The 19,343-nt window shown below is 74.3% G+C and carries 16 protein-coding genes; 6 read left to right on the forward strand and 10 right to left on the reverse strand.

Annotated elements, in window-relative coordinates; all coding sequences use genetic code 11:
• Window positions 1-44: 44 nt before the first annotated feature.
• From V5D56_RS07085 to V5D56_RS07100, 4 genes are all read right to left on the reverse strand, one after another.
• Entirely contained in the window at window positions 45-1,277 is a 1,233-nt protein-coding gene (locus V5D56_RS07085) for an acyl-CoA dehydrogenase family protein (RefSeq protein ID WP_435738971.1), read from the reverse strand.
• A 2-nt stretch (window positions 1,278-1,279) separates the two neighbouring features.
• A complete protein-coding gene (locus V5D56_RS07090) occupies window positions 1,280-2,404 on the reverse strand; it encodes a phosphotransferase family protein (protein ID WP_435738344.1) in 1,125 nt (374 codons plus the stop codon).
• Between the two features lie 160 nt (window positions 2,405-2,564).
• Window positions 2,565-2,999, reverse strand: coding sequence for an acyl-CoA thioesterase (locus V5D56_RS07095; RefSeq protein WP_435738345.1), 435 nt, complete (start codon window positions 2,997-2,999; stop codon window positions 2,565-2,567).
• Complete coding sequence (locus V5D56_RS07100; protein WP_435738346.1) at window positions 2,996-3,724, reverse strand: QsdR family transcriptional regulator; 729 nt, start codon at window positions 3,722-3,724, stop codon at window positions 2,996-2,998. Before V5D56_RS07100 ends, V5D56_RS07095 begins: the two co-directional genes overlap by 4 nt.
• A gap of 100 nt (window positions 3,725-3,824) precedes the next feature.
• Between V5D56_RS07100 and V5D56_RS07105 the strand changes: the two genes are divergently transcribed.
• Window positions 3,825-5,021, forward strand: a complete 1,197-nt coding sequence (locus V5D56_RS07105) for an acyl-CoA dehydrogenase family protein (RefSeq protein WP_435738347.1) — start codon at window positions 3,825-3,827, stop codon at window positions 5,019-5,021.
• Between the two features lie 54 nt (window positions 5,022-5,075).
• Window positions 5,076-6,302: an acetyl-CoA C-acetyltransferase gene (locus V5D56_RS07110; RefSeq protein WP_435738348.1), complete on the forward strand. Its 1,227-nt coding sequence runs from the start codon at window positions 5,076-5,078 to the stop codon at window positions 6,300-6,302.
• A 4-nt stretch (window positions 6,303-6,306) separates the two neighbouring features.
• Here the strand turns inward: V5D56_RS07110 and V5D56_RS07115 are convergent, their stop codons facing one another.
• A complete protein-coding gene (locus V5D56_RS07115; RefSeq protein ID WP_435738349.1) occupies window positions 6,307-7,221 on the reverse strand; it encodes an alpha/beta fold hydrolase in 915 nt (304 codons plus the stop codon).
• A gap of 60 nt (window positions 7,222-7,281) precedes the next feature.
• On the opposite strand from V5D56_RS07115, the gene V5D56_RS07120 reads away from it, so the two are divergent.
• Window positions 7,282-7,962 (forward strand): TetR/AcrR family transcriptional regulator C-terminal domain-containing protein, encoded by a 681-nt coding sequence (locus V5D56_RS07120; protein WP_435738350.1) that lies wholly within the window; start codon window positions 7,282-7,284, stop codon window positions 7,960-7,962.
• Between the two features lie 102 nt (window positions 7,963-8,064).
• On the opposite strand, the gene V5D56_RS07125 is transcribed toward V5D56_RS07120, so the two are convergent.
• Genes V5D56_RS07125 through V5D56_RS07135 form a run of 3 tightly spaced genes read right to left on the reverse strand, consistent with a single transcriptional unit; the run spans window position 8,065 to window position 10,483 of the window.
• The gene (locus V5D56_RS07125; RefSeq protein ID WP_435738351.1) at window positions 8,065-8,586 is read right to left on the reverse strand and encodes a MaoC family dehydratase; all 522 of its coding nucleotides are present in this window, start codon (window positions 8,584-8,586) and stop codon (window positions 8,065-8,067) included.
• Window positions 8,583-9,368 carry a 3-oxoacyl-ACP reductase FabG gene (gene fabG, locus V5D56_RS07130; RefSeq protein WP_435738352.1) on the reverse strand — a complete coding sequence of 262 codons (786 nt, stop codon included), beginning with the start codon at window positions 9,366-9,368 and terminating at the stop codon, window positions 8,583-8,585. The genes V5D56_RS07125 and fabG overlap by 4 nt, the downstream gene beginning before the upstream one ends.
• Window positions 9,365-10,483 (reverse strand): alcohol dehydrogenase catalytic domain-containing protein, encoded by a 1,119-nt coding sequence (locus V5D56_RS07135; RefSeq protein WP_435738353.1) that lies wholly within the window; start codon window positions 10,481-10,483, stop codon window positions 9,365-9,367. Before V5D56_RS07135 ends, fabG begins: the two co-directional genes overlap by 4 nt.
• Window positions 10,484-10,711: 228 nt before the next feature.
• Here V5D56_RS07135 and purL point away from each other — a divergent pair, with 228 nt between their 5' ends.
• Together purL and V5D56_RS07145 are read left to right on the forward strand one after the other, a co-directional pair.
• Window positions 10,712-13,075: a phosphoribosylformylglycinamidine synthase subunit PurL gene (gene purL, locus V5D56_RS07140; RefSeq protein ID WP_435738354.1), complete on the forward strand. Its 2,364-nt coding sequence runs from the start codon at window positions 10,712-10,714 to the stop codon at window positions 13,073-13,075.
• A 270-nt stretch (window positions 13,076-13,345) separates the two neighbouring features.
• A complete protein-coding gene (locus V5D56_RS07145; RefSeq protein ID WP_435738355.1) occupies window positions 13,346-14,365 on the forward strand; it encodes an endonuclease/exonuclease/phosphatase family protein in 1,020 nt (339 codons plus the stop codon).
• 103 nt (window positions 14,366-14,468) lie between these two features.
• Here V5D56_RS07145 and V5D56_RS07150 read toward each other — a convergent pair whose 3' ends face one another.
• Together V5D56_RS07150 and V5D56_RS07155 are read right to left on the reverse strand one after the other, a co-directional pair.
• Window positions 14,469-17,144, reverse strand: a complete 2,676-nt coding sequence (locus V5D56_RS07150) for an MMPL family transporter (protein ID WP_435738356.1) — start codon at window positions 17,142-17,144, stop codon at window positions 14,469-14,471.
• 75 nt (window positions 17,145-17,219) lie between these two features.
• Window positions 17,220-17,882 carry a TetR/AcrR family transcriptional regulator gene (locus tag V5D56_RS07155; RefSeq protein ID WP_435738357.1) on the reverse strand — a complete coding sequence of 221 codons (663 nt, stop codon included), beginning with the start codon at window positions 17,880-17,882 and terminating at the stop codon, window positions 17,220-17,222.
• 261 nt (window positions 17,883-18,143) lie between these two features.
• Here V5D56_RS07155 and V5D56_RS07160 point away from each other — a divergent pair, with 261 nt between their 5' ends.
• A complete protein-coding gene (locus V5D56_RS07160) occupies window positions 18,144-19,310 on the forward strand; it encodes an LLM class flavin-dependent oxidoreductase (RefSeq protein ID WP_435738358.1) in 1,167 nt (388 codons plus the stop codon).
• Window positions 19,311-19,343: the final 33 nt, after the last annotated feature.

Consider the following 19,343-nt stretch of genomic DNA (forward strand, 5'->3'; position numbering starts at 1 on the left):
CGAGGTCCCGTCGGTGTCGGTGGGGGGTGTGGGTGGTGCGACGGTCACCGGCGCCCGGGCGGCGTCGGCGGTGCGGGGGTGGCGAGCTCGGCCCGGCCGAGCGCCGCGAGGTGGACCTCGTCGGGTCCGTCGGCGAGCCGCATCGCGCGCGCGGCGGCGAACATCTCGGCGAGCGGCTGGTCGCCGGACAGGCCGGCCGCGCCGAACACCTGGATCGAGCGGTCGAGGATCTGCTGGACGGCGCGCGGCACGGCGATCTTGATGGCCTGGATCTCGCGCATCGCGGCGCGGTTGCCCACGGTGTCCATGAGCCACGCCGTCTTGAGCACGAGCAGGCGCAGCGCCTCGAGCTGGACGCGCGACTCCGCGACCCACTCCCGGATCACGCCCTGCTGGGCGAGGGTCCGGCCGAACGCGGTGCGCGACGTCGCGCGCTCGCGCACGAGGTCGAGCGCCCGCCCCGCCATGCCGAGCGCGCGCATGCAGTGGTGCACGCGACCCGGGCCCAGGCGCGCCTGGGCGATGCGGAAGCCGTCGCCCTCCCCGGCGACGAGGTGGCTCGCCGGGACCCGGACGTCGTCGAGCACGATCTCGGCGTGCCCGCCGTGCTCCCGGTCGTCGTAGCCGAACACGGTCAGCGGCCGCACGACCCGCACGCCCGGGGTGTCGCGCGGCACGAGGATCATGCTCTGCCGGCGGTGCCGGTCGGCCTCCGGGTCCGTGGCGCCCATGACGACGAAGATCGTCGCGTCGGGGTTCATCGCCCCGGTGGACCACCACTTGCGGCCGGTGACCACGTAGTGGTCGCCGTCCCGGCGGATCCGCGTGGCGATCTGGCTCGCGTCCGACGACGCGACGTCGGGCTCGGTCATGCAGAAGGCCGAGCGGATCTCGCCGCGCAGGAGCGGGGCGAGCCACCGCTCCTTCTGCTCCGGCGTGCCGAAGTCGTGGAGGAGCTCCATGTTGCCGGTGTCCGGCGCGGCGCAGTTCATCGCGACGGGCGCGAGCCGCGGGCTGCGGCCGGAGAGCTCGGCGACCGGGGCGTACTGGAGCGTCGTGAGGCCGCCGCCGTCCGGCCCTGGCAGGAAGAGGTTCCACAGGCCGCGCTCGCGCGCCTCGGCCTGGAGCTCGCGCACGACCGGCCGGAACGACCAGTCGTCGGGCGTCGCCTCGACCTGGTGGGCGAGCACGGGCTCGGCGGGAATCACGCGCTCGTCGAGGAACGCCTGGGTGCGGGCGACGACGTCGCGCGTCGTGGCGTCGGGCTCGAAGTCCATGCTCATCCCCTCCGTGCGCCCGCGAGGCGCGCGAGCCCTTCGTCGGCGAGCGGCTCGACGAGGTCGCCGATGACGTCGAAGCCGTCTCCCACCGTGTCGCCCGCGCGGTACCGGAAGTGGACGCCCTCGAGGATGACCCCGAGCTTGTACGCGCCGAACGCGCGGTACCAGGAGAGCTCGGGGACGGGACGGCCGCGCCGCGCCTCGTAGGCGTCGACGAGCTCGTCGAACGCGGGGTACCCGGCGTCGAGGTCGACCGCGCTCGTCGCGACGCCCGCGGCGGCCTCGCCGAGCGCGCCGATGTCCCAGTAGAGCCCGAGCATCCCGAGGTCGACGGTCGGGTCCCCGAGCGTCGCCATCTCCCAGTCGAGGATCGCCGCCACGTGCGGGGTCCCGTCGGCGGCGCCGTCCGGCACCCCGACGGTGGCCCCGTTGGCGTCGCCGGCCCCGATCCCGCGGCCCACGATGGCGTTGTCGAGCCGGAAGTCGCCGTGCACGATGCCCGCCGCCTGCTGAGTGGGGACGTGCTCGCGCAGGAGCGCGCCGAGCGTGTCGAGAGCCGGGACCTCGCGTGAGCGTGACGCGTCGAGCTGCGTGGCCCACCGGCGCAGCTGCCGCTCGAGGTAGCCGTCCGGCCGGCCGAAGTCCCCGAGCCCGACGGCGGCCGGGTCCACCCGGTGCAGCTCGGCCAGGGTCTCGGCGAGCTCGAGGGAGAGCGCGCGCAGCTCGGCCGCGGAGTAGGCGGCGTTCTGGACCGGGTTCGCGAGCACCTCGCCGGCGACGTGTTCCATGAGGAAGAACGGCGTCCCGGTACCGGCCCCGCCGTCGTGGTCGTCCACGAGGTCGACGACGCGCGGTACCGGGACGGGCGTCCCCTGCAGGGCCGCGATGACCCGGTGCTCGCGTGCCATGTCGTGCGCCGTGGAGAGGACGTGGCCCAGCGGTGGCCGGCGCAGCACGAGCGGGACGGACGCCCCGTCGACGCGGTACGTGAGGTTGCTGCGGCCCCCGGCGATGACGCTCGCGGACAGCGGGTCCTGCGTGGCGAGCTCGGGGTGCGTCCGGCGCAACCACTGGTCGAGCCGGTGCACGTCGAGCCCGGGCGGGCTCGCCGTCGGACGGGTCATCGTCGACCACCTCTCCGCGCTGCGTCGCGCGTCGTCGGGACGCCGGATCGACCGGCTCCGGACGATCATACCGCGCGGTCGGTATGGCGCGGGTCCGGGTGACCGTTGAGTGCTGGGGATGTGTCGTCGGTGCGCACTCTCGACGACACATACCCAGCACTCAGGCCGTGGGGGCGAGGAGGTCGCGCTCGATCGCGGCCCGGATGGTCGCCGGGACGGGCGTCGGGCGGCGCGTCTCCCGGTCCACGAAGACGTGCACGAACCGGCCCTCGGCGATCGGCACGTCCTCGCCCGCGTGCAGGATGCCCAGCTCCCAGGTGACGCTCGACGTCCCGAGCCGCCCGGCCCGCAGGCCCACCTCGAGCGGATCGGGGAACGACGCCGACGCGCGGTACTCGCACGAGCTGCTCACGCACAGCCCGATCGCGGGGCCGGCCAGGCGGTCCAGGCCCGCGACGCGCACGAGCCACGTGTTGATCGCGGTGTCCATCGCCTCGTAGTAGACGGTGTTGTTCACGTGGCCGTACACGTCGTCGTCGTTCCACCGCGTGGGGAACGGCGAGCGGTGGCCGTAGACCGGCGGGGCGGGCGTCACGACGTCGCGGGGTCGGGTCGGTCGAGGTGCAGCACGAGCTCGAAGGCGGTCCGGGCGCGCGTGGCGCTCGGTACGTCGCCCGCGATGAGGTCGGCGTACGTGAACGACTCGCTGATGCGGACGAGCAGGTACGCGATCTCGCGCGGGGCGACGTCGCGGCCGAGCGGTCGCGGCCCGAGCTCGGCGTCGACGAGCGCCTCGACCTCGGCGACGTAGCGTCGCTGGATCTGGCTCTCCTTGGTCGTCAGCAGGCGCAGGGCGCGGGCGGGCTCGCGCTGGAGGAACGTGCGGAAGTAGCCGGCGGTGATGAGGTCGGTGACGAAGGTCGTGAGGACCGACGCCACGCGCTCGGCGCCGCGCATCCCGGAGGCCGCCTCGTCGGCCTGCTCGAGCGTGGGGACCGCGAGGGACCACAGCACCTCGGAGAGCAGCGCGTCGCGGTTGCCGACCCACCGGAACAGGCTCGTGCGGTCCACGCCGAGCGACGTCGCGAGCCGACCCATGTCGATCCGCTCGCCCGCGATGAACGTCTCGCGCGCGCGCCGGAACGCCGTGACCGTGTCGGCGTGCGTGCCCGAGACGAGGCGCTCCGACAGCCACGACGGCGCGGCAGCGGTCCCCACGTGCCCGAGCCGGTCATCGGCCTGCGGCACACCGGGCGCCGGGGCCGTCGCGGTCGTGGCCGGACCCGTCGTCGTGCCGGGGGCGTCGTCGTCACCTGCCATGCCGGGCACTCTACCGCCGCGAGAACCGGTGCGTGCAACATTTTGGATTTTGATGCACACTGGCCGCGAGGAGATCATCGACGATCCACCGGAGGCACGCATGTCCACGACCACCGCGGCACCGCCCGCGACGCTCGCGAGCGACTTCTACGGGGTGCAGACCGAGCTCGCGCCCGCAGAGCAGGACCAGGTCCTGCGCATCCGCGAGTTCCTCGAGCGCGAAGTCCGGCCCATCGCGGACGACTGCTGGGACCGCGCCGAGTTCCCCCACCACCTGATCCCGGGGCTCGCCGACCTCGGTCTGTTCGGGGCACACCTGCCCGAGACCGCGCGGTTCGAGAACGGGATGCTCTATCGCGGCTGGGTCGCGCTCGAGCTCGCGCGGGTCGACCCGTCGATCGCGACGTTCGTGGGCGTCCAGACCGGCCTCACGATGACCGCGATCGCCGGCGGCGGGTCGCCCGAGCAGCGCGAGCAGTGGCTCCCGCCGATGGGCCGCGGCGAGCTGATGGGCGCGTTCGGGCTCACGGAGCCGTACTCCGGGTCGGACACCTCGCGCGGCCTGCGCACGACGGCCGAGCGCCACGGCGACACGTGGACCCTGCGCGGGGCCAAGCGCTGGATCGGGAACGCGACGTTCGCCGACGTGATCGTCGTGTGGGCCAAGGACGTCGCCGACGACCAGGTCAAGGGCTTCCTGGTCCGCACGGGAACCCCCGGCCTGACCGTCACGAAGATCGAGCGCAAGCAGGCGTTGCGCACCGTGCAGAACGCCGACATCGTGCTCGACGGCGTCGAGGTCGCCGAGGAGGACCGGCTCCAGCGGGTCTCCTCGTTCCGGGACGTCGCGGCGGTCCTGCGGCCCACGCGCGCGGAGGTCGCGTGGCAGGCGGTCGGGCTCGCCGTCGGCGCGTACGAGGCCGCGGTCGCGTACGTGGCGTCGCGCGAGCAGTTCGGGCGCCCGCTCGGGTCGTTCCAGCTCGTGCAGGACAAGCTCGCGGAGTCCCTCGCCGACATCACGGCGAGCATCGCGCTCTGCCGCCGGCTCTCGCTCCTCGCCGAGGAGGGCAACCAGCGCGACGAGCACGCCGCGCTCGCCAAGTCGTTCGCGACCACGCGCATGCGCGCGACCGTCGCGCGCTGCCGCGAGGTCGTCGGCGGCAACGGGATCCAGCTCGACCACGGCGTCGCGCGCTACTTCGCCGACGCCGAGGCCGTCTACACCTACGAGGGCACGCGGGACATGAACACGCTCATCGTCGGGCGCGCGATCACCGGGATCCAGGCCTTCGTCTGAGCCGTCCAGTACTCGTGACAACCCAGGAGAACCCACCATCGGAAGGAGGCCACCGTGCAGGAGGCCTACGTCGTCGCCGTCGCCCGCTCGCCCATCGGGCGCGCGTTCAAGGGGTCGCTGCGGGGGGTGCGCCCGGACGACCTCGCCGCCGAGATGGTCCGGGCCGCGCTCGCGCAGGTGCCCACGCTCGACCCCGGTCGGGTCGAGGACCTGCTGCTCGGGTGCGGGCAGCCGGGCGGGGAGCAGGGCATGAACATGGCCCGCGTCGTCGCCGTGCTCCTGGGCCTGGACGGCGTGCCCGGCACGACCGTCAACCGGTACTGCTCGTCGAGCCTGCAGACCACGCGCATGGCGTTCCACGCGATCCGCGCGGGCGAGGGCGACGTGTTCGTCTCGGCGGGCGTGGAGTCCGTGAGCAGCACCGCGCGCGGCACGGCCGACCACATCCCCGGGGAGGACCTCACCAACCCCCGGTTCGCGGCCGCCGTCGGGCGCACGGCCCGCCGCGCCGAGGCCGGCGCCGACGGCTGGACCGACCCGCGCCTCGCCGGGGAGCTCCCCGACGTGTACGTCGCGATGGGCCAGACGGCGGAGAACGTCGCCCAGCTCACCGGCACGTCCCGCCGCGAGCAGGACGAGTACGCCGCGCTGAGCCAGCAGCGCGCGCAGGCGGCGCTCGCGAGCGGGTTCTGGTCGCGCGACATCACGCCCGTCACCCTCCCGGACGGCACGCGCGTGACGGCCGACGACGGCCCTCGCCCGGGTGTGACCGTCGAGTCCCTCCCGGGCCTGGACCCGGTGTTCCGCCCCGACGGGACCGTCACGGCCGGCAACTGCTGCCCGCTCAACGACGGCGCCGCGGCGGTCGTCGTGGTGAGCGGCCGCGTGGTCGACGAGCTCGGCCTGCAGCCGCTCGCGCGCATCGTGTCGACCGGCGTCAGCGGGCTGTCGCCCGAGATCATGGGCCTCGGTCCCGTCGAGGCGAGCCGGCAGGCGCTCGAGCGCGCCGGGCTGACGATCGACCAGATGGACCTCGTCGAGATCAACGAGGCGTTCGCCGCGCAGGTCCTGCCGAGCGCCAAGGAGCTCGGGGTCGACCTGGACCGCCTCAACGTCCACGGCGGCGCGATCGCCGTCGGGCACCCGTTCGGCATGACGGGCGCGCGCATCACGTCGACGTTGGTCCACGGACTCGCGGAGACCGGCGGGCGCTACGGGCTGGAGACGATGTGCGTCGGCGGCGGGCAGGGCATGGCGATGGTGCTCGAGCGCGTGCCCTGACGAGTCAGGCGCTCGCCGCCCGGGTCCGGTCGGCGAGCGCCCGGACCTCCCGCGCGTACACGGCCCACGACGGCGCGGGGAGATCGTGACCGACGCCGCGGAGGATCCGCACGCGCGCCCCGGGGATCGCGCCGGCGATCGCGCGCGCGGCGCTCGGCTTGACGAGGGGGTCCTCCTCGCCGTGGACGACGAGGGTCGGCGCGACGACGTCGGCGAGGCGCCCGCCGCTCCAGGACGCGCCGATCTGACGGCTCTGGGCCTTCGCGTCGCGAGGTCCGCTGTCGGCCTCGCGCTGCGCCCAGGTGCGGACGGCGTCCTCGTCGGCCGGGTAGGTGGACGAGGCGATGAGCCGAGCCAGGGCGACCGAGGCGTCGATGTCGCCCTGTCGCCCTGCGGGGAACGTCGTCCGGGCGAGGCGGACCATCGTGCGCAGCCGCAGGTGCCGCCAGGTGGTGAGGCCGGAGGCGTCGGAGGGGACGGCGCCCCCGGAGACCAGCCCGAGCACCCGGTCCGGGTGCCGGATCGCGAGCCGCTGCGCGAGGAGGCCTCCCATCGAGTGCCCGGCGACGAACGCGCCAGGGATGGCGGCGGCGTCGAGCACGGCGACGGCGTCGTCCACCATGTCCTCCGCGGTGTAGGCCTCGCCCGTGCCGCGGGTGAGCGCCACGAACGGGTTCGTGGTCCGCACCTCCGGCATGCGCGTCGACTCGCCGGCGTCACGCTGGTCGTAGCGGAGCACCTGGAAGCCGACGTCGGCCAGGGCTGCGCACAGGCCGTCCGGCCACCAGAACCTCGACGTCCCGAGCCCCATGACGAGCACCAGCGGGTCGCCGGAGCTACCGACGAACGTGTCGTAGGCGATCCGCACCTGCCCGTTGTGCGCGTACCGGGTGGGTGTCCACTGCGCGTTGCCGACCATGCCGATCTCCCATAAACTGCGATTATTGTTCGCAGTGAGGCTAGCAGGACGGAGAGTGTCGTGGCGCCGACTGTGTGGGACCGTCCGGAACGGGGCGCGCGGGGCCCGGCGCCCGCTCTGACCCGTGAAGGTCTCGGCCGTGCGGCAGGTGGCGTCGCGGACGCCGACGGGCTGGACGGCGTGACGATGCGGTCCGCGGCCGCGGCGGCGGGAACGGCGCCGGCATCGCTGTACCGCTACGTCACGGGGCGGGCCGAGCTCGTCGACCTCATGGTCGACGAGGCGTTCGCCGACCTGGACCTCACGCTGGACGGCGATGGCGTCGACGCTGTCGTGGAGCTCGCCCGACGGGTGCGGGCACTGCTGCTCCGCCGGTCGTGGCTCCTCGACGCGCTCGGGAGCAGGGTCGGGACGGGGCCGCGGTCGATGGCGTACGCCGAGCGTGCGCTCGCAGCGCTCGCGCGCGTCGAGGTGCCGGGTCCCACGAAGCTCGAGGCCTTCGCGATCGTCAACACCGTCGTCCGCTCTCTCGTCGACGCGGAGGTGCGGCGGGGTGCCGACGCAGAGCTCGCTGCTCGTCTCGTCGCCGTCGCCGGCGACGGCGAGCACCCGAGCATCGCGGCCGCGCTCGGCGCGGCGTCGCCCGTCACCCCGCCGGAGCCGCCGGACCTCGACGCGCGGTTCGACCGGCTGGTCTGGGGCGTGCTCGTCGGGGTCCTCGGCCGTGGCGCCCGAGGGTGACGACACGCGGAGGCTGACGGGAGGCCCACCCCGCGTGCTGCGGGACGGGCCTCGTGGCGCTCGCCGTTCGTGACCGCCCGCGCCGATGGGTGGCCCGGCCGGTCAGGCCGGGACGACGAGGACGACGGTGTCGGCGACGAGCGCGGGCTTGTCGGAGCTCTCTGCGCCCTCGACCTCGACGCTCACGCGGATGCGGACGCGGGCCCCGCGCGGGGAGTCGTCCACCCCCGTGACGGTCGACGTCGCACGCACGCGCGACCCGGCGCGGACCGGGGTGAGGAAGCGCACGGAGTCGAGGCCGTAGTTGACGTGCATCGCGACGCCGCCGACGTCCAGCAGGCCCGCGGTGAGGACCGGCAGGAGCGAGAGCGTGAGGTAGCCGTGCGCGACGGGCGCGCCGAACGGCCCGGCTGCGGCGCGCTCCGGGTCGACGTGGATCCACTGGTGGTCCTCCGTGACGTCCGCGAACGCGTCGATGCGCGCCTGGTCGACGACGACCCACCGCTCGGACGTGGCCGAGCGCCCGACGGCGGACGGCAGGTCGGCGACCGACGCCACCCGGATCGCGGTGTCGGTCTGCGGGGTCGGCGGGGCCGGCGTCGGGCCGGTGGACGCGGTGCTCATGCGCGCGGACCTCCCGCCGCGTAGACGACCTGGCCCGAGACGAACCCGGCCTCCTCCGAGCACAGGAACGACGCGAGCGCCGCGATGTCCTCGGGCTGCCCGACGCGCCGCACCGGGATCTCCTGGGCGGCGAGCTCGCAGAACTCCTCGAACCCCATCCCGACGCGCGCGGCCGTCTCGCGGACCATGTCCGTGGCGACGAACCCGGGGGCGATCGCGTTCGCGGTCACCCCGAACGGGCCGAGCTCGATCGCGAGCGTCTTGGTGAACCCCTGCATCCCGGCCTTCGCGGCGGAGTAGTTCGCCTGCCCCCGGTTGCCGAGCGCGGACGTGCTGGACAGGTTCACGACCCGCCCCCAGCGTGCCTCGACCTGATGGCGCTGCACGGCCCGGGTCATGAGGAACGCGCCGCGCAGGTGGACGCCGAGGACGGCGTCCCAGTCGTCGTCGGACATCTTGAACAGCAGGTTGTCGCGCAGGATGCCGGCGTTGTTCACCAGGACGGTCGGAGCGCCGAGCTCGTCGACGACGCGCGCGACGGCGGTCTCGACGGCCGCCGCGTCCGCGACGTCCGCGCCGATCGCGAGGGCACGGCCGCCGTCGTCCTCGATGCCCTTCGCGGTCTCGGCGGCCTGTTCCTCGCGCAGGTCGACGACGGCGACGCGCAGGCCGTCGGCGGCGAGCCGCCGGGCGATCGCGGCGCCGATGCCGCGCGCGCCGCCGGTGACGATCGCGGTGCGGGGTGGTCGGCCGGTGCCCTGCTCGGTGGGGGTCTCGGTCATCGGGGTGTCCCTTCGTTCGGTCGGACGAGCTGGCGCAGCTCCGCGCCGGTCGCCAGGCGGTCCATCGCGGAGCAGAGGTCGTCGAGGGCCACGTGCGCGGACACGAGACGCTCCAGCGGGAGCACGCCGTCGCGCCAGAACTGCACGTAGCGCGGGATGTCGCGCGCGGGCACGGCCGAGCCGAGGTAGCTCCCGACGACGGTGCGCGCCTCCGCGGTGAGCGTGAGCGGGGAGACCGACGACCGGGCGTCGGGGCCGGGCAGGCCCACGGTCACGGTCGTGCCGCCCGGTGCGGTCGCGGCGAACGCGGTCTCGAACGCGCGGGCGCTGCCCGCGGCCTCGACGACGACGGGGGCCCGGGTCCCCGACTCGGTCAGCGACGCCGGCGTGTGCACGGCGGACGCGCCGAGCGCGCGGGCCGTGGCGAGCTTGTCCTCGACCGCGTCGACGCCGATCACCTCGTGCCCCAGGGCCCGCGCGACGAGCAGCGCGGCCATGCCGACGCCGCCCAGGCCGACGACGAGCACCGGCTCGCCTGGCCGCGGGCGCCCCGCGTTGAGCACCGCGCCACCCCCGGTGAGCACCGCGCAGCCCAGGAGGGCCGCGACGTCGGGCGGGACGTCGTCGTCCACCGGGACGACGGACGTACGGCTCACGACGGCGTGCGTCGCGAACGCGGAGACGCCGAGGTGGTGGTGGACCGGGACGCCGTCGCGGTGCAGGCGGCGCGCGCCGCCGACGAGCGTCCCGGCGGCGTTCGCGGCGCTGCCCGTGCGGCACGGCAGGCGCCCGTCGGTCGCGCACTCGGGGCATGCGCCGCAGCGCGGGAGGAACGTCATGACGACGCGGTCCCCGGGCCGGACGTCGACGACGTCGCGCCCGGTCTCCTCGACGACGCCCGCCGCCTCGTGGCCGAGCAGCATCGGGACGGGCCGCGGGCGGTTGCCGTCCACGACGGACAGGTCGGAGTGGCACAGCCCGGCGGCCTCGATCCGCACGAGGAGCTCGCCCGGCCCGGGCGGGTCCAGCTCGAGCGTCGTCAGGCGCAGCGGGCGCGAGGTGGCGAAGGGCGCCGGGGCGCCGGTCCGTTCGAGCACGGCGCCGACGATCTCCATCGCTCGCACCTCCTTGACGACGTCGTCCAGAGTTCCGTACCGACCGCGCGGTATGCCCGTGAGACTACACGACCGTCACTGCCCGCGGAGCGCCGGTCTCGCGACCCGTCCCGCGGCCGGTCGTGCGCCGCGTCTCGCGGACCGGCCGCGCCGACGGCGAGGCGGCCCGCCGGTAGACTGGGCGCGCGCCGTCGTGCGCTCCCCGCCAGCGCCCACCCGAGGGAACCGATGACCGCCCCCGCATCCCAGGCTTCTGCACGCCCCGCTCTTGACACCGTCGAGCATGCCGCCGAGACCCCTGACGAGGTCCAGCCGTACGCCGAGCTCGGCCTCAAGCCCGACGAGTACCAGCGCATCCGCGACATCCTCGGGCGTCGCCCGACGGCCGCCGAGCTCGCGATGTACTCCGTCATGTGGTCCGAGCACTGCTCCTACAAGTCGTCCAAGGTGCACCTGTCGACGTTCGGCAAGGCCACGACGGACGAGATGAAGAAGCACCTGCTCGTCGGTATCGGCGAGAACGCGGGCGTCGTCGACATCGGCGACGGCTGGGCCGTGACGTTCAAGGTCGAGTCGCACAACCACCCGTCGTTCGTCGAGCCCTACCAGGGCGCCGCGACGGGCGTCGGCGGCATCGTGCGCGACATCATCTCGATGGGCGCGCGCCCGGTCGCCGTCATGGACCAGCTCCGCTTCGGCGCCGTCGACCACCCGGACACGGCGCGCGTCGTGCACGGCGTGGTGAGCGGCGTCGGCGGCTACGGCAACTCGCTCGGCCTGCCGAACATCGGCGGCGAGCTCGTGTTCGACAGCTCCTACCAGGGCAACCCGCTGGTCAACGCGCTGTGCCTCGGCGTGCTGCGCCACGAGGACATCCACCTCGCCAACGCGTCCGGCACGGGCAACAAGGTCATCCTCTTCGGCGCGCGCACGGGCGGCGACGGCATCGGTGGCGCGTCGATCCTCGCGTCCGAGACGTTCGAGGACGGCGTCCCCGCGAAGCGCCCGAGCGTCCAGGTGGGCGACCCGTTCATGGAGAAGGTCCTCATCGAGTGCTGCCTCGAGCTCTACGCGGCGAAGGTCGTCGAGGGCATCCAGGACCTCGGTGCCGCGGGCATCTCGTGCGCGACGTCGGAGCTCGCCTCCAACGGCGACGGCGGTATGCACGTGTGGCTCGACGACGTCCTGCTGCGCGACCCGACGCTCAACGCGGGCGAGATCCTCATGTCGGAGTCGCAGGAGCGCATGATGGCGGTCGTCGCGCCCGACAAGCTGGACGAGTTCCTCGCGATCACGGGCAAGTGGGACGTCGAGACGGCCGTCATCGGCGAGGTCAACGGCTCCGGCCGCCTGACCATCGACCACCACGGGCAGCGCATCGTCGACGTCGACCCGAAGACCGTCGCGCACGAGGGCCCGGTGTACCACCGCCCGTACGCGCGCCCGTCGTGGCAGGACGGCCTCAACGCCGACACGGTCTCGGGTCCCGACGGCGCCGCACGGCTCGCGCGGCCGGAGTCCGGCGACGAGCTGCGCGCCACGGCGCTGCGCCTGCTCACCTCGCCGAACCTCGCGTCGAAGGAGTGGGTGACCAACCAGTACGACCGGTTCGTCCAGGGCAACACCGCGCTCGCGCAGCCCGACGACTCGGGCGTGATCCGCGTCGACGAGTCCACGGGCCTCGGGGTCGCGCTCGCGACCGACGCGAACGGCCGCTACGCCAAGCTCGACCCGCGCACGGGCGCGCAGCTCGCGCTCGCCGAGGCGTACCGCAACGTCGCGACGACGGGCGCCCGCCCGCTCGCCGTGACCGACTGCCTCAACTTCGGCTCACCCGAGGACCCGGACTCGATGTGGCAGCTCGTCGAGGCGATCGAGGGCCTCGCGGACGCGTGCCGCGAGCTCGGCGTCCCGGTGACCGGCGGCAACGTCTCGCTCTACAACGGCACGGGCGAGCCCGGCCAGATCGACTCCTCGATCCACCCCACGCCGGTCGTCGGCGTCCTCGGCGTGCTGGACGATGTCGCGCACGCCACGCCGTCCGGCTGGCGCGAGGCGGGGGAGAGCATCTACCTGCTCGGCACCACGCGCGGCGAGCTCGACGGCTCGGCGTGGGCCGACGTCGAGCACGCACACCTCGGCGGCCTGCCCCCGCGGGTGGACCTCGCGGCCGAGAAGGCGCTTGCCGGTGTCCTCGTCAACGCGAGCCGCGACGACCTCGTCTCCGCCGCGCACGACCTGTCCGAGGGCGGTCTCGTCCAGGGCCTGCTCGAGGCCTCGCTGCGGTTCGGCGTCGGTGCGACCGTGTCGCTCGCGGCGATCACCGAGCGCGACGGCGTGACGCCGTTCGAGGCGCTGTTCTCCGAGTCGACGGCCCGCGCGCTCGTGGCGGTCCCCCGGGGTGAGGAGAGCAAGCTCGTCGACGCGTGCGTCGCGCGCGGCGTGCCCGTCGTGAAGATCGGCGAGACGGGCACCGAGCCGACGGTCGCGGCGGACTCCGGCGAGGCGCTCGAGGTCGAGGGACTGTTCACCATCGCGCTCGCCGAGGCCGACGCCGCGTTCCGCGAGACGCTCCCGCGCATCTTCGGCTGACACCGCCTCCCCGTCGGGGCAACGCCCCGGCCGCCGCGACGCCACGTCGCCGGCGGCCGGGGCGCCTCTGCGCGCCCTGACGGTTCGGCGGTCGATGCCGACGTCGGCACGTCGTCCGCCGTTCGGCGGCTGCAGCCGCCGAACCCGGCTCTCGCCGCCGAACGCCGACCGGGGTGCCGAAGCGTCGACTGCGCGGGTTTCGTGGAGGTCGGGGTCCGACGTCGTGCCGTGCGTCGCGTCGTGAGATCCCGGGTGCCAGAGTCCGGTGCCATGACAGGGCAGCGCACGCCGCGGACCCCGGCGACGAACCGGCCGCGCGTCACGACGCGCCACCGCCCCGGTGGGCCGGTGCTCGGGGCGGTCCTGGTGACGCTGACGGTCGTCGTGGTCGTCATGACGCTCGTGCGCCTCGTCCCGTTCGACGCCGCGACGCCGTTCGCCCAGCTCGTGGGCATGACGCCGTGGGTCGCGGCGCTGGCCGCGGTGCTGCTCGTCGTCGTGCTCGTCGCGCGGCGCCGGCTGCTCGCCGTGCTCGTCGCGGCGTGCGTCGTCGGGCACGCGGTGTGGCTCGCGCCGTTCTTCGGCTCCGAGCAGCCCTCGCCCCCCGCCGGGGCCGCTCCGCTGCGCGTGCTCGGCGTCAACGCGTGGTTCGGCCAGGCCGACGCCGCGCAGGTGGTCGACCTGGTGCGCGCCGAGGAGGTGCAGGTCCTCGCGGTGGTCGAGCTGACGACCGACTTCCGCGAGCGGCTCGTCGCCGCGGGCATCGACGACCTGCTGCCCCACCACGTGGACGCGAAGGTCGGCACCGGCTCGCCGGGGAGCGGGCTGTGGAGCGCGCTGCCGCTCGACGACGTCGACACCACGGACTTCTCGACGTTCGCCATGCCCGCGGCGACCGTCGAGGTCGACGGACGTCTGGTGCGCGTCACGGCCGTGCACCCCGTGCCGCCGCTGCCCGAGATCACGCACCAGTGGAAGGCGGAGCTGCTGCGGCTCACGGCGCGCGTCGAGGACGACCCGCTGCCCCAGGTGCTCGTCGGAGACTTCAACGCGACCTACGACCACGCGTCGTTCCGGAGCCTGCTCGGCGACCGCTTCCACGACGCGACGCGCAGCGCCGGCCAGGGCCTCAACCTGTCGTGGTCGGCCCGGCTCGGCACGCCGGCGCTGCTCGATCTGGACCACGTGGTGACGGACCGGGAGAACGTCGTGACCGACGTCCGCTCCGTGCAGGTCACGAACAGCGACCACCGCGCGATCCTCGCGACGGTCCACGTCCCGCGCCCCTGACCGCCCCGGGGCACCGCCCGACCCGTGACGTGCCGAACCCCGGGTTGCGCGGCGATCAGCACGACGATCGACACGTAGCCCGGGGTTCGGCACGGTCCTGGTGTCAGCCCTTCGCCGGCTCCGGCTCGGTCGCGCCGCCGGGGGCCGGCTCGGCCGGGGCACCGTGCTCGTGCGGGTGGCGGCGCTCGAGCGCCGCGCCCTCGACGTCGACGTCCGGCAGGATCTTGTCGAGCCAGCGCGGCAGCCACCACGCCTTGTCGCCGGCGAGGTGCATGAGCGCCGGCACGAGGAGCATGCGGACCACGAACGCGTCGACGAGGACGCCGAACGCGAGCGCGAACCCGATGGGCCGGATCATCGCGCTGTGCGAGAACACGAACCCGCCGAACACCGAGATCATGATGATCGCGGCGGCGGTCACGACCGAGCGTCCCGCCCGGACGCCCTGCACGATCGCGATCCGCGCGGGGGCGCCGTGCGCGTACGCCTCACGCATCCCCGACCCGAGGAACAGCTGGTAGTCCATCGCCAGGCCGAACAGGATGCCGACGAGGATCGTGGGCAGGAAGTTGAGGATCGGCCCCGGCGTCTCGACGTCGAACACCCCCGCCAGCCAGCCCCACTGGTAGATCGCGACGACCCCGCCGAGCGCGGCGAAGTAGGACAGGATGAACCCGAGCGTCGCGACGACCGGCACGAAGATCGACCGGAAGACGAGGATCAGGATGATCAGCGACAGCCCCACGACGACCGCGAGGTAGATCGGCAGCGCCTGCGCGAGCTTGTCGGAGATGTCGATGTTCCCGCTCGCGGAGCCGGCGACGCCGATCGTGACCTCGCCGTCGAGCAGCTCGAGGTCGCGCAGGCTGTGCACGAGCTCCTCGGTGGACTCGCTCGTCGGTCCCTCGGCCGGGACGACCTGGAACGCGGCGACGGTGCGGTCCTCCGACGTGCCGATCGGCGCCACGGCCACGACGTCGTCCTGCGCGAAGAGCTCCTCCGCGACGCGGACCTGGTACTCGAGCGCCTCGTCCTCCGTGGGCTCGCCCGGGAGGTCGGCGACGACGAGGAGCGGGCCGTTCGTGCCCTCGCCGAACTGCTCGGCGATGGTGGAGTAGGCGCGGTACTGCGTGGAGTCGTGCGCCTCGGACGAGCCGTCCGGCAGGTTGGTGCGCAGGTCGAGCGCGGGCAGCGCGACGACGGCGAGCGCCGCGATGCTCAGCAGCGCGGTCCCGATGGCGCGCACCGTCGACATCGGGCGGACCGGCTTGGCGGGCGAGCCGCCCGCGGCGACCGCGCCCGTTCCCGCCCCCGCCGTGCCCGACGCCGCAGCCGCCGACGCGCTCGTCGCCCCACCGGTGGTGGTCGCCTCGGCCAGACGCGCACGCTCGCGCTTGCTGAGGATGCGCATCCCGATCATGCCCAGCAGCGCCGGGGTCAGGGTGACGGCGATGAGGACGGCGATCGCGACGCACAGCGCGCCGACGGTGCCCATGAGCCCGAGGAAGGGGATGCCGGTGACGTTGAGCGCGAGCAGCGCGATGAGCACGGTCGCGCCCGCGAACACGACCGCGTTGCCCGACGTGCCGTTCGCCAGCCCGATGGACTCGCCGAGGTCGTCGCCCTGCTTGAGCTGTCGGCGGTGCCGGTTGACGATGAACAGCGAGTAGTCGATCCCGACGGCGAGGCCGAGCATGAGGCCGAGCACCGGCGTCACGGACGACATCTCGACGACGCCGGAGAGCGACATCGCGGTGAGCGCACCGATGCCGACGCCGATGAGCGCGGTGACGATGGGCAGCCCCGCGCCGACGAGCGTGCCCAGCATGACGACGAGAACGACGGCCGCGACGACGAGTCCGATCGCCTCGCCCACACCGAACACCTGGGGGACGCCCTGGGTGATGTCGGCCGAGAAGTCCGTCTGCACGCCGTCGACCGGGTCGTCGGCGAAGACGGCGACGAGGTCGTCCTTCGTCTGCTGCTCGATGCTCATGTTCGGCTCGGTGAACGAGACGCTCGCGACCGCGGCGCTCCCGTCGTCCGAGACCATGCGGATGTCGGCGGCCATCTCGAGCAGCGGTGCCGAGCTCTCGAGCTCGGCCGCCTGCTCCTCGAGCTGCGTGCTCTGCTCCTCGAGCGCGGCCTGCTGCTCGGTGATCGTCGCGGCCTGCGCGTCGAGCTCGGCGCGTCCGGCGTCGAGCTGCGCCTGCTGCGCGTCGAGGTCTGGTGCGGCCTGGTCGGCGATGCCCGCAGCCTCTGCCTGCGCGCGGGCCTCGTCGAGCTGGGCCTGGCCGGCGTCGAGCTGGGCGCGTGCGGCGTCGAGCTGCGCCTGCCCGTCCGCGAGCTGCGTGCGCCCGGCCTCGATCTGCTCGCGGCCGTCGGCGATCTGCGTGCGGCCGTCCTCGACCTGCGCCGCCTGGTCGGCGAGCTCGGCCTGCGTCGCGAACGGGTCGATCACGGTCTCGACGCCGTCGACCTCGCTCGCCGTGGCGATGCGGTCGCCGATCGCCGCCTCCTGCTCGGCGGTGAACGCCGAGCCGTCCTCCGTCTGGAAGACGATCGTGCCGCTTCCGCCGGACGCCTCCGGGAGCTCGGACTGCAGCCGCTCGGTGACCTCCGCCGTCGGTGTGCCGGGGATCGAGAAGCTGGTCGCGAGGGTGCCGCCGAACGCGGCGAACGCCGCGCCCGCGAGGACGAGGATCGCGAGCCAGGCCGCGAGGACGGTCCGTGCCCGGCGCGCGCACGCACGCCCGAGCCGGTAGAGGAGTTCAGCCATGAGGGTCCTTCGTGAGGGAGCGGTCAGGACGGTGCGGTGGTGGTCCGGCGATCGGTGGGGCTGTCGTGGGGGACGTCAGGAGGTGCGGTCCGACGGCGCGGCGTGCCCGTGCCGCGCGCGTTCGACGAGGTGGTCGAGCAGTCCGGTCCAGACCTCGCGGGACGCGGCGTCGTCCGCGGCGCCCGTGGCCTTCCACCAGTGTCGGTGGATCACGAGGAGCCCGCTCATGAACGACGCGACGAGGAGCTGGACGTCGAGGAGGTCGGCGTCGGGATGGCGGCGCGTCAGGTCGGCGACGAACCTCTCGCTGAGGTCGGTGAACGTGCGCGCGACCATCGTCGTGACGCGGGGCGACGGCTCGGCGTCGTCCGGTGCGCCGAGCACGCGGGTCAGGTAGGCCATCGGACCGACGAGATCGGCCCTGCGCAGGACCGTGGCGAGCTCGTCGAAGAGCGAGGTGCCGTGCTCGTCCGCGCAGGGTGCCGTGGTGCTCGCGCCGACGTCGGCGGCTACCTCGCCCAGCACGCGGGCACCGACCTCGGCCACGACGTCGTCCACGGAGGCGAAGTGGTTGAAGACCGTGCGGCGGGCGACGTCGGCCCGTGCGGCCAGCTCGTCGACGGTGAACCGGGCGCCGTTCCGCTCGTCGAGGAGCGCCGCGGCGGCGTCGACGATGGCGCGCCTGTGACGCTGGCGCAGGGCGGTGCGCCGGTCGGCGGGGGGAGCCTCGGAGATCACGTCCTGACACTAGGTGCATCGTTGCACTGAGTGCAAATGTATCCGCTCCGGAGCAAATGTTGACAACATTGGTCCAGTATGTGGGAAGGCGCCCGGAACGCGTTGACGCCCCCCGGGGGGCCCTCGTAAGTTCCGGCGCACCGAGACTCCCGCTCGCCGGCCACGCCCTGGACTCGCGCCATCGTGACCACGTCCGGCCGCGCTCGACCCTGCCTTCCCGGGACGCCGACGCGTCCGCGTTCTTCGAGAACGGACAGACCCATGCACGGCACGGCCTCGCACCCCCGCCCCGTCCACCTCGGTGTCGACCTCACCGACGCGGGGACCCATCCCGCCGCCTGGCGCGCGGTGGGCTCCTCGGCGCAGCGGCGCTTCGACGCGAGGCGCCTCGTCGAACTCGTCGCGACGGCCGAGCGAGGACTGCTCGACCTCGTGACCTTCGACGACGCCTTCTCGGTCCGGCCGGGTCGTGGGGGCGCCCACGGTCGCCTCGACGCCGCGCTCGTCGCGTCCCGCCTCGCGTCCCGCAGCGCGGGCATCGGCCTGGTCCCGACCGTCACGACGACGCGTACCGAGCCGTCGCACGTCTCCAGGGCCCTGGCGTCCCTCGACCACCTGAGCGACGGCCGGGCCGGATGGCAGGTCGGATGGTCGACGGCGCCCGTGGAGGCGGCCGGGTCCCGCCGCGGTGGTCCGGAACGTACGGCCGACGCCGTCGCCGAGGCGGACGAGGTCGTCGGGGCCGTCACGGCCCTGTGGGCGGGCCGGGAGGACGACGCGTCCACGGCCCGCGACGTCGCGAGCGGCCGCTCCGGCGTCCGGGAGACGCTCCGTCACGTCGACCGCGACGGCATCCGCTTCGTGGTCGACGAGCCGTCGGCCACGGTGCGCCCGCCGCAGGGCCGGCCGCCCGTCGTCGTGCGGGTGACCTCGCCCGGGTCCGCGGACCTCGCGGCCCGCCGGGCCGACGTCGCGCGGGTGCGGGCGGCGACCCGCGACGAGGCCGTGGCGGTGCGCGAGCTGCTGCGCGACGCCGCGGCCGACGCGGGTCGCCACCCCGACGACGTCCGGGTCCTGGTCGACGCCTACGTGGTCATCGGTCAGGACCGGGCGAGCGCCCAGGCGCGCCTCGATCTCCTCCACGACCTCGAGGGGGTCGACGGCGTGGGCTGGGACACGGGCTCCCTCACGCACGTCGGTACCGCGCGCGACCTCGCGGCCACCGTCGAGGACTGGACCACCGCGGGCGGCGCGGACGGCTTCGTCCTGCGGCCGTCGTCGCTGAGCACCGACCTCGACGCGGTGGTGCAGCGCGTCGTCCCGCTCCTGCAGCGGGCGGGCCTGTTCCGCACGGAGTACCCCGGCACGACGCTGCGGGACACGCTCGGGCTCGCCGGTCCCGGACGCCGCTTCGCCGCGATCGCCTGACCCCGGACGCCGACCTGCCTCACGGTGCTGGGG

This window comes from Cellulosimicrobium sp. PMB13 (genome assembly GCF_051294865.1).
Classification (GTDB): Bacteria; Actinomycetota; Actinomycetes; order Actinomycetales; family Cellulomonadaceae; genus Cellulosimicrobium.

What these genes read in the sequence shown, in the direction of transcription:
- fabG (WP_435738352.1), bottom strand. Translation starts at nt 9,368, where the DNA reads ATGACCGAGACCCCCACCGAGCAGGGCACCGGCCGACCACCCCGCACC.
- V5D56_RS07100 (WP_435738346.1), bottom strand. Translation starts at nt 3,724, where the DNA reads ATGGCAGGTGACGACGACGCCCCCGGCACGACGACGGGTCCGGCCACG.
- V5D56_RS07145 (WP_435738355.1), top strand. Translation starts at nt 13,346, where the DNA reads ATGACAGGGCAGCGCACGCCGCGGACCCCGGCGACGAACCGGCCGCGC.
- V5D56_RS07135 (WP_435738353.1), bottom strand. Translation starts at nt 10,483, where the DNA reads ATGGAGATCGTCGGCGCCGTGCTCGAACGGACCGGCGCCCCGGCGCCC.
- V5D56_RS07090 (WP_435738344.1), bottom strand. Translation starts at nt 2,404, where the DNA reads ATGACCCGTCCGACGGCGAGCCCGCCCGGGCTCGACGTGCACCGGCTC.
- V5D56_RS07115 (WP_435738349.1), bottom strand. Translation starts at nt 7,221, where the DNA reads ATGGTCGGCAACGCGCAGTGGACACCCACCCGGTACGCGCACAACGGG.
- purL (WP_435738354.1), top strand. Translation starts at nt 10,712, where the DNA reads ATGACCGCCCCCGCATCCCAGGCTTCTGCACGCCCCGCTCTTGACACC.
- V5D56_RS07125 (WP_435738351.1), bottom strand. Translation starts at nt 8,586, where the DNA reads ATGAGCACCGCGTCCACCGGCCCGACGCCGGCCCCGCCGACCCCGCAG.
- V5D56_RS07160 (WP_435738358.1), top strand. Translation starts at nt 18,144, where the DNA reads ATGCACGGCACGGCCTCGCACCCCCGCCCCGTCCACCTCGGTGTCGAC.
- V5D56_RS07085 (WP_435738971.1), bottom strand. Translation starts at nt 1,277, where the DNA reads ATGGACTTCGAGCCCGACGCCACGACGCGCGACGTCGTCGCCCGCACC.
- V5D56_RS07105 (WP_435738347.1), top strand. Translation starts at nt 3,825, where the DNA reads ATGTCCACGACCACCGCGGCACCGCCCGCGACGCTCGCGAGCGACTTC.
- V5D56_RS07150 (WP_435738356.1), bottom strand. Translation starts at nt 17,144, where the DNA reads ATGGCTGAACTCCTCTACCGGCTCGGGCGTGCGTGCGCGCGCCGGGCA.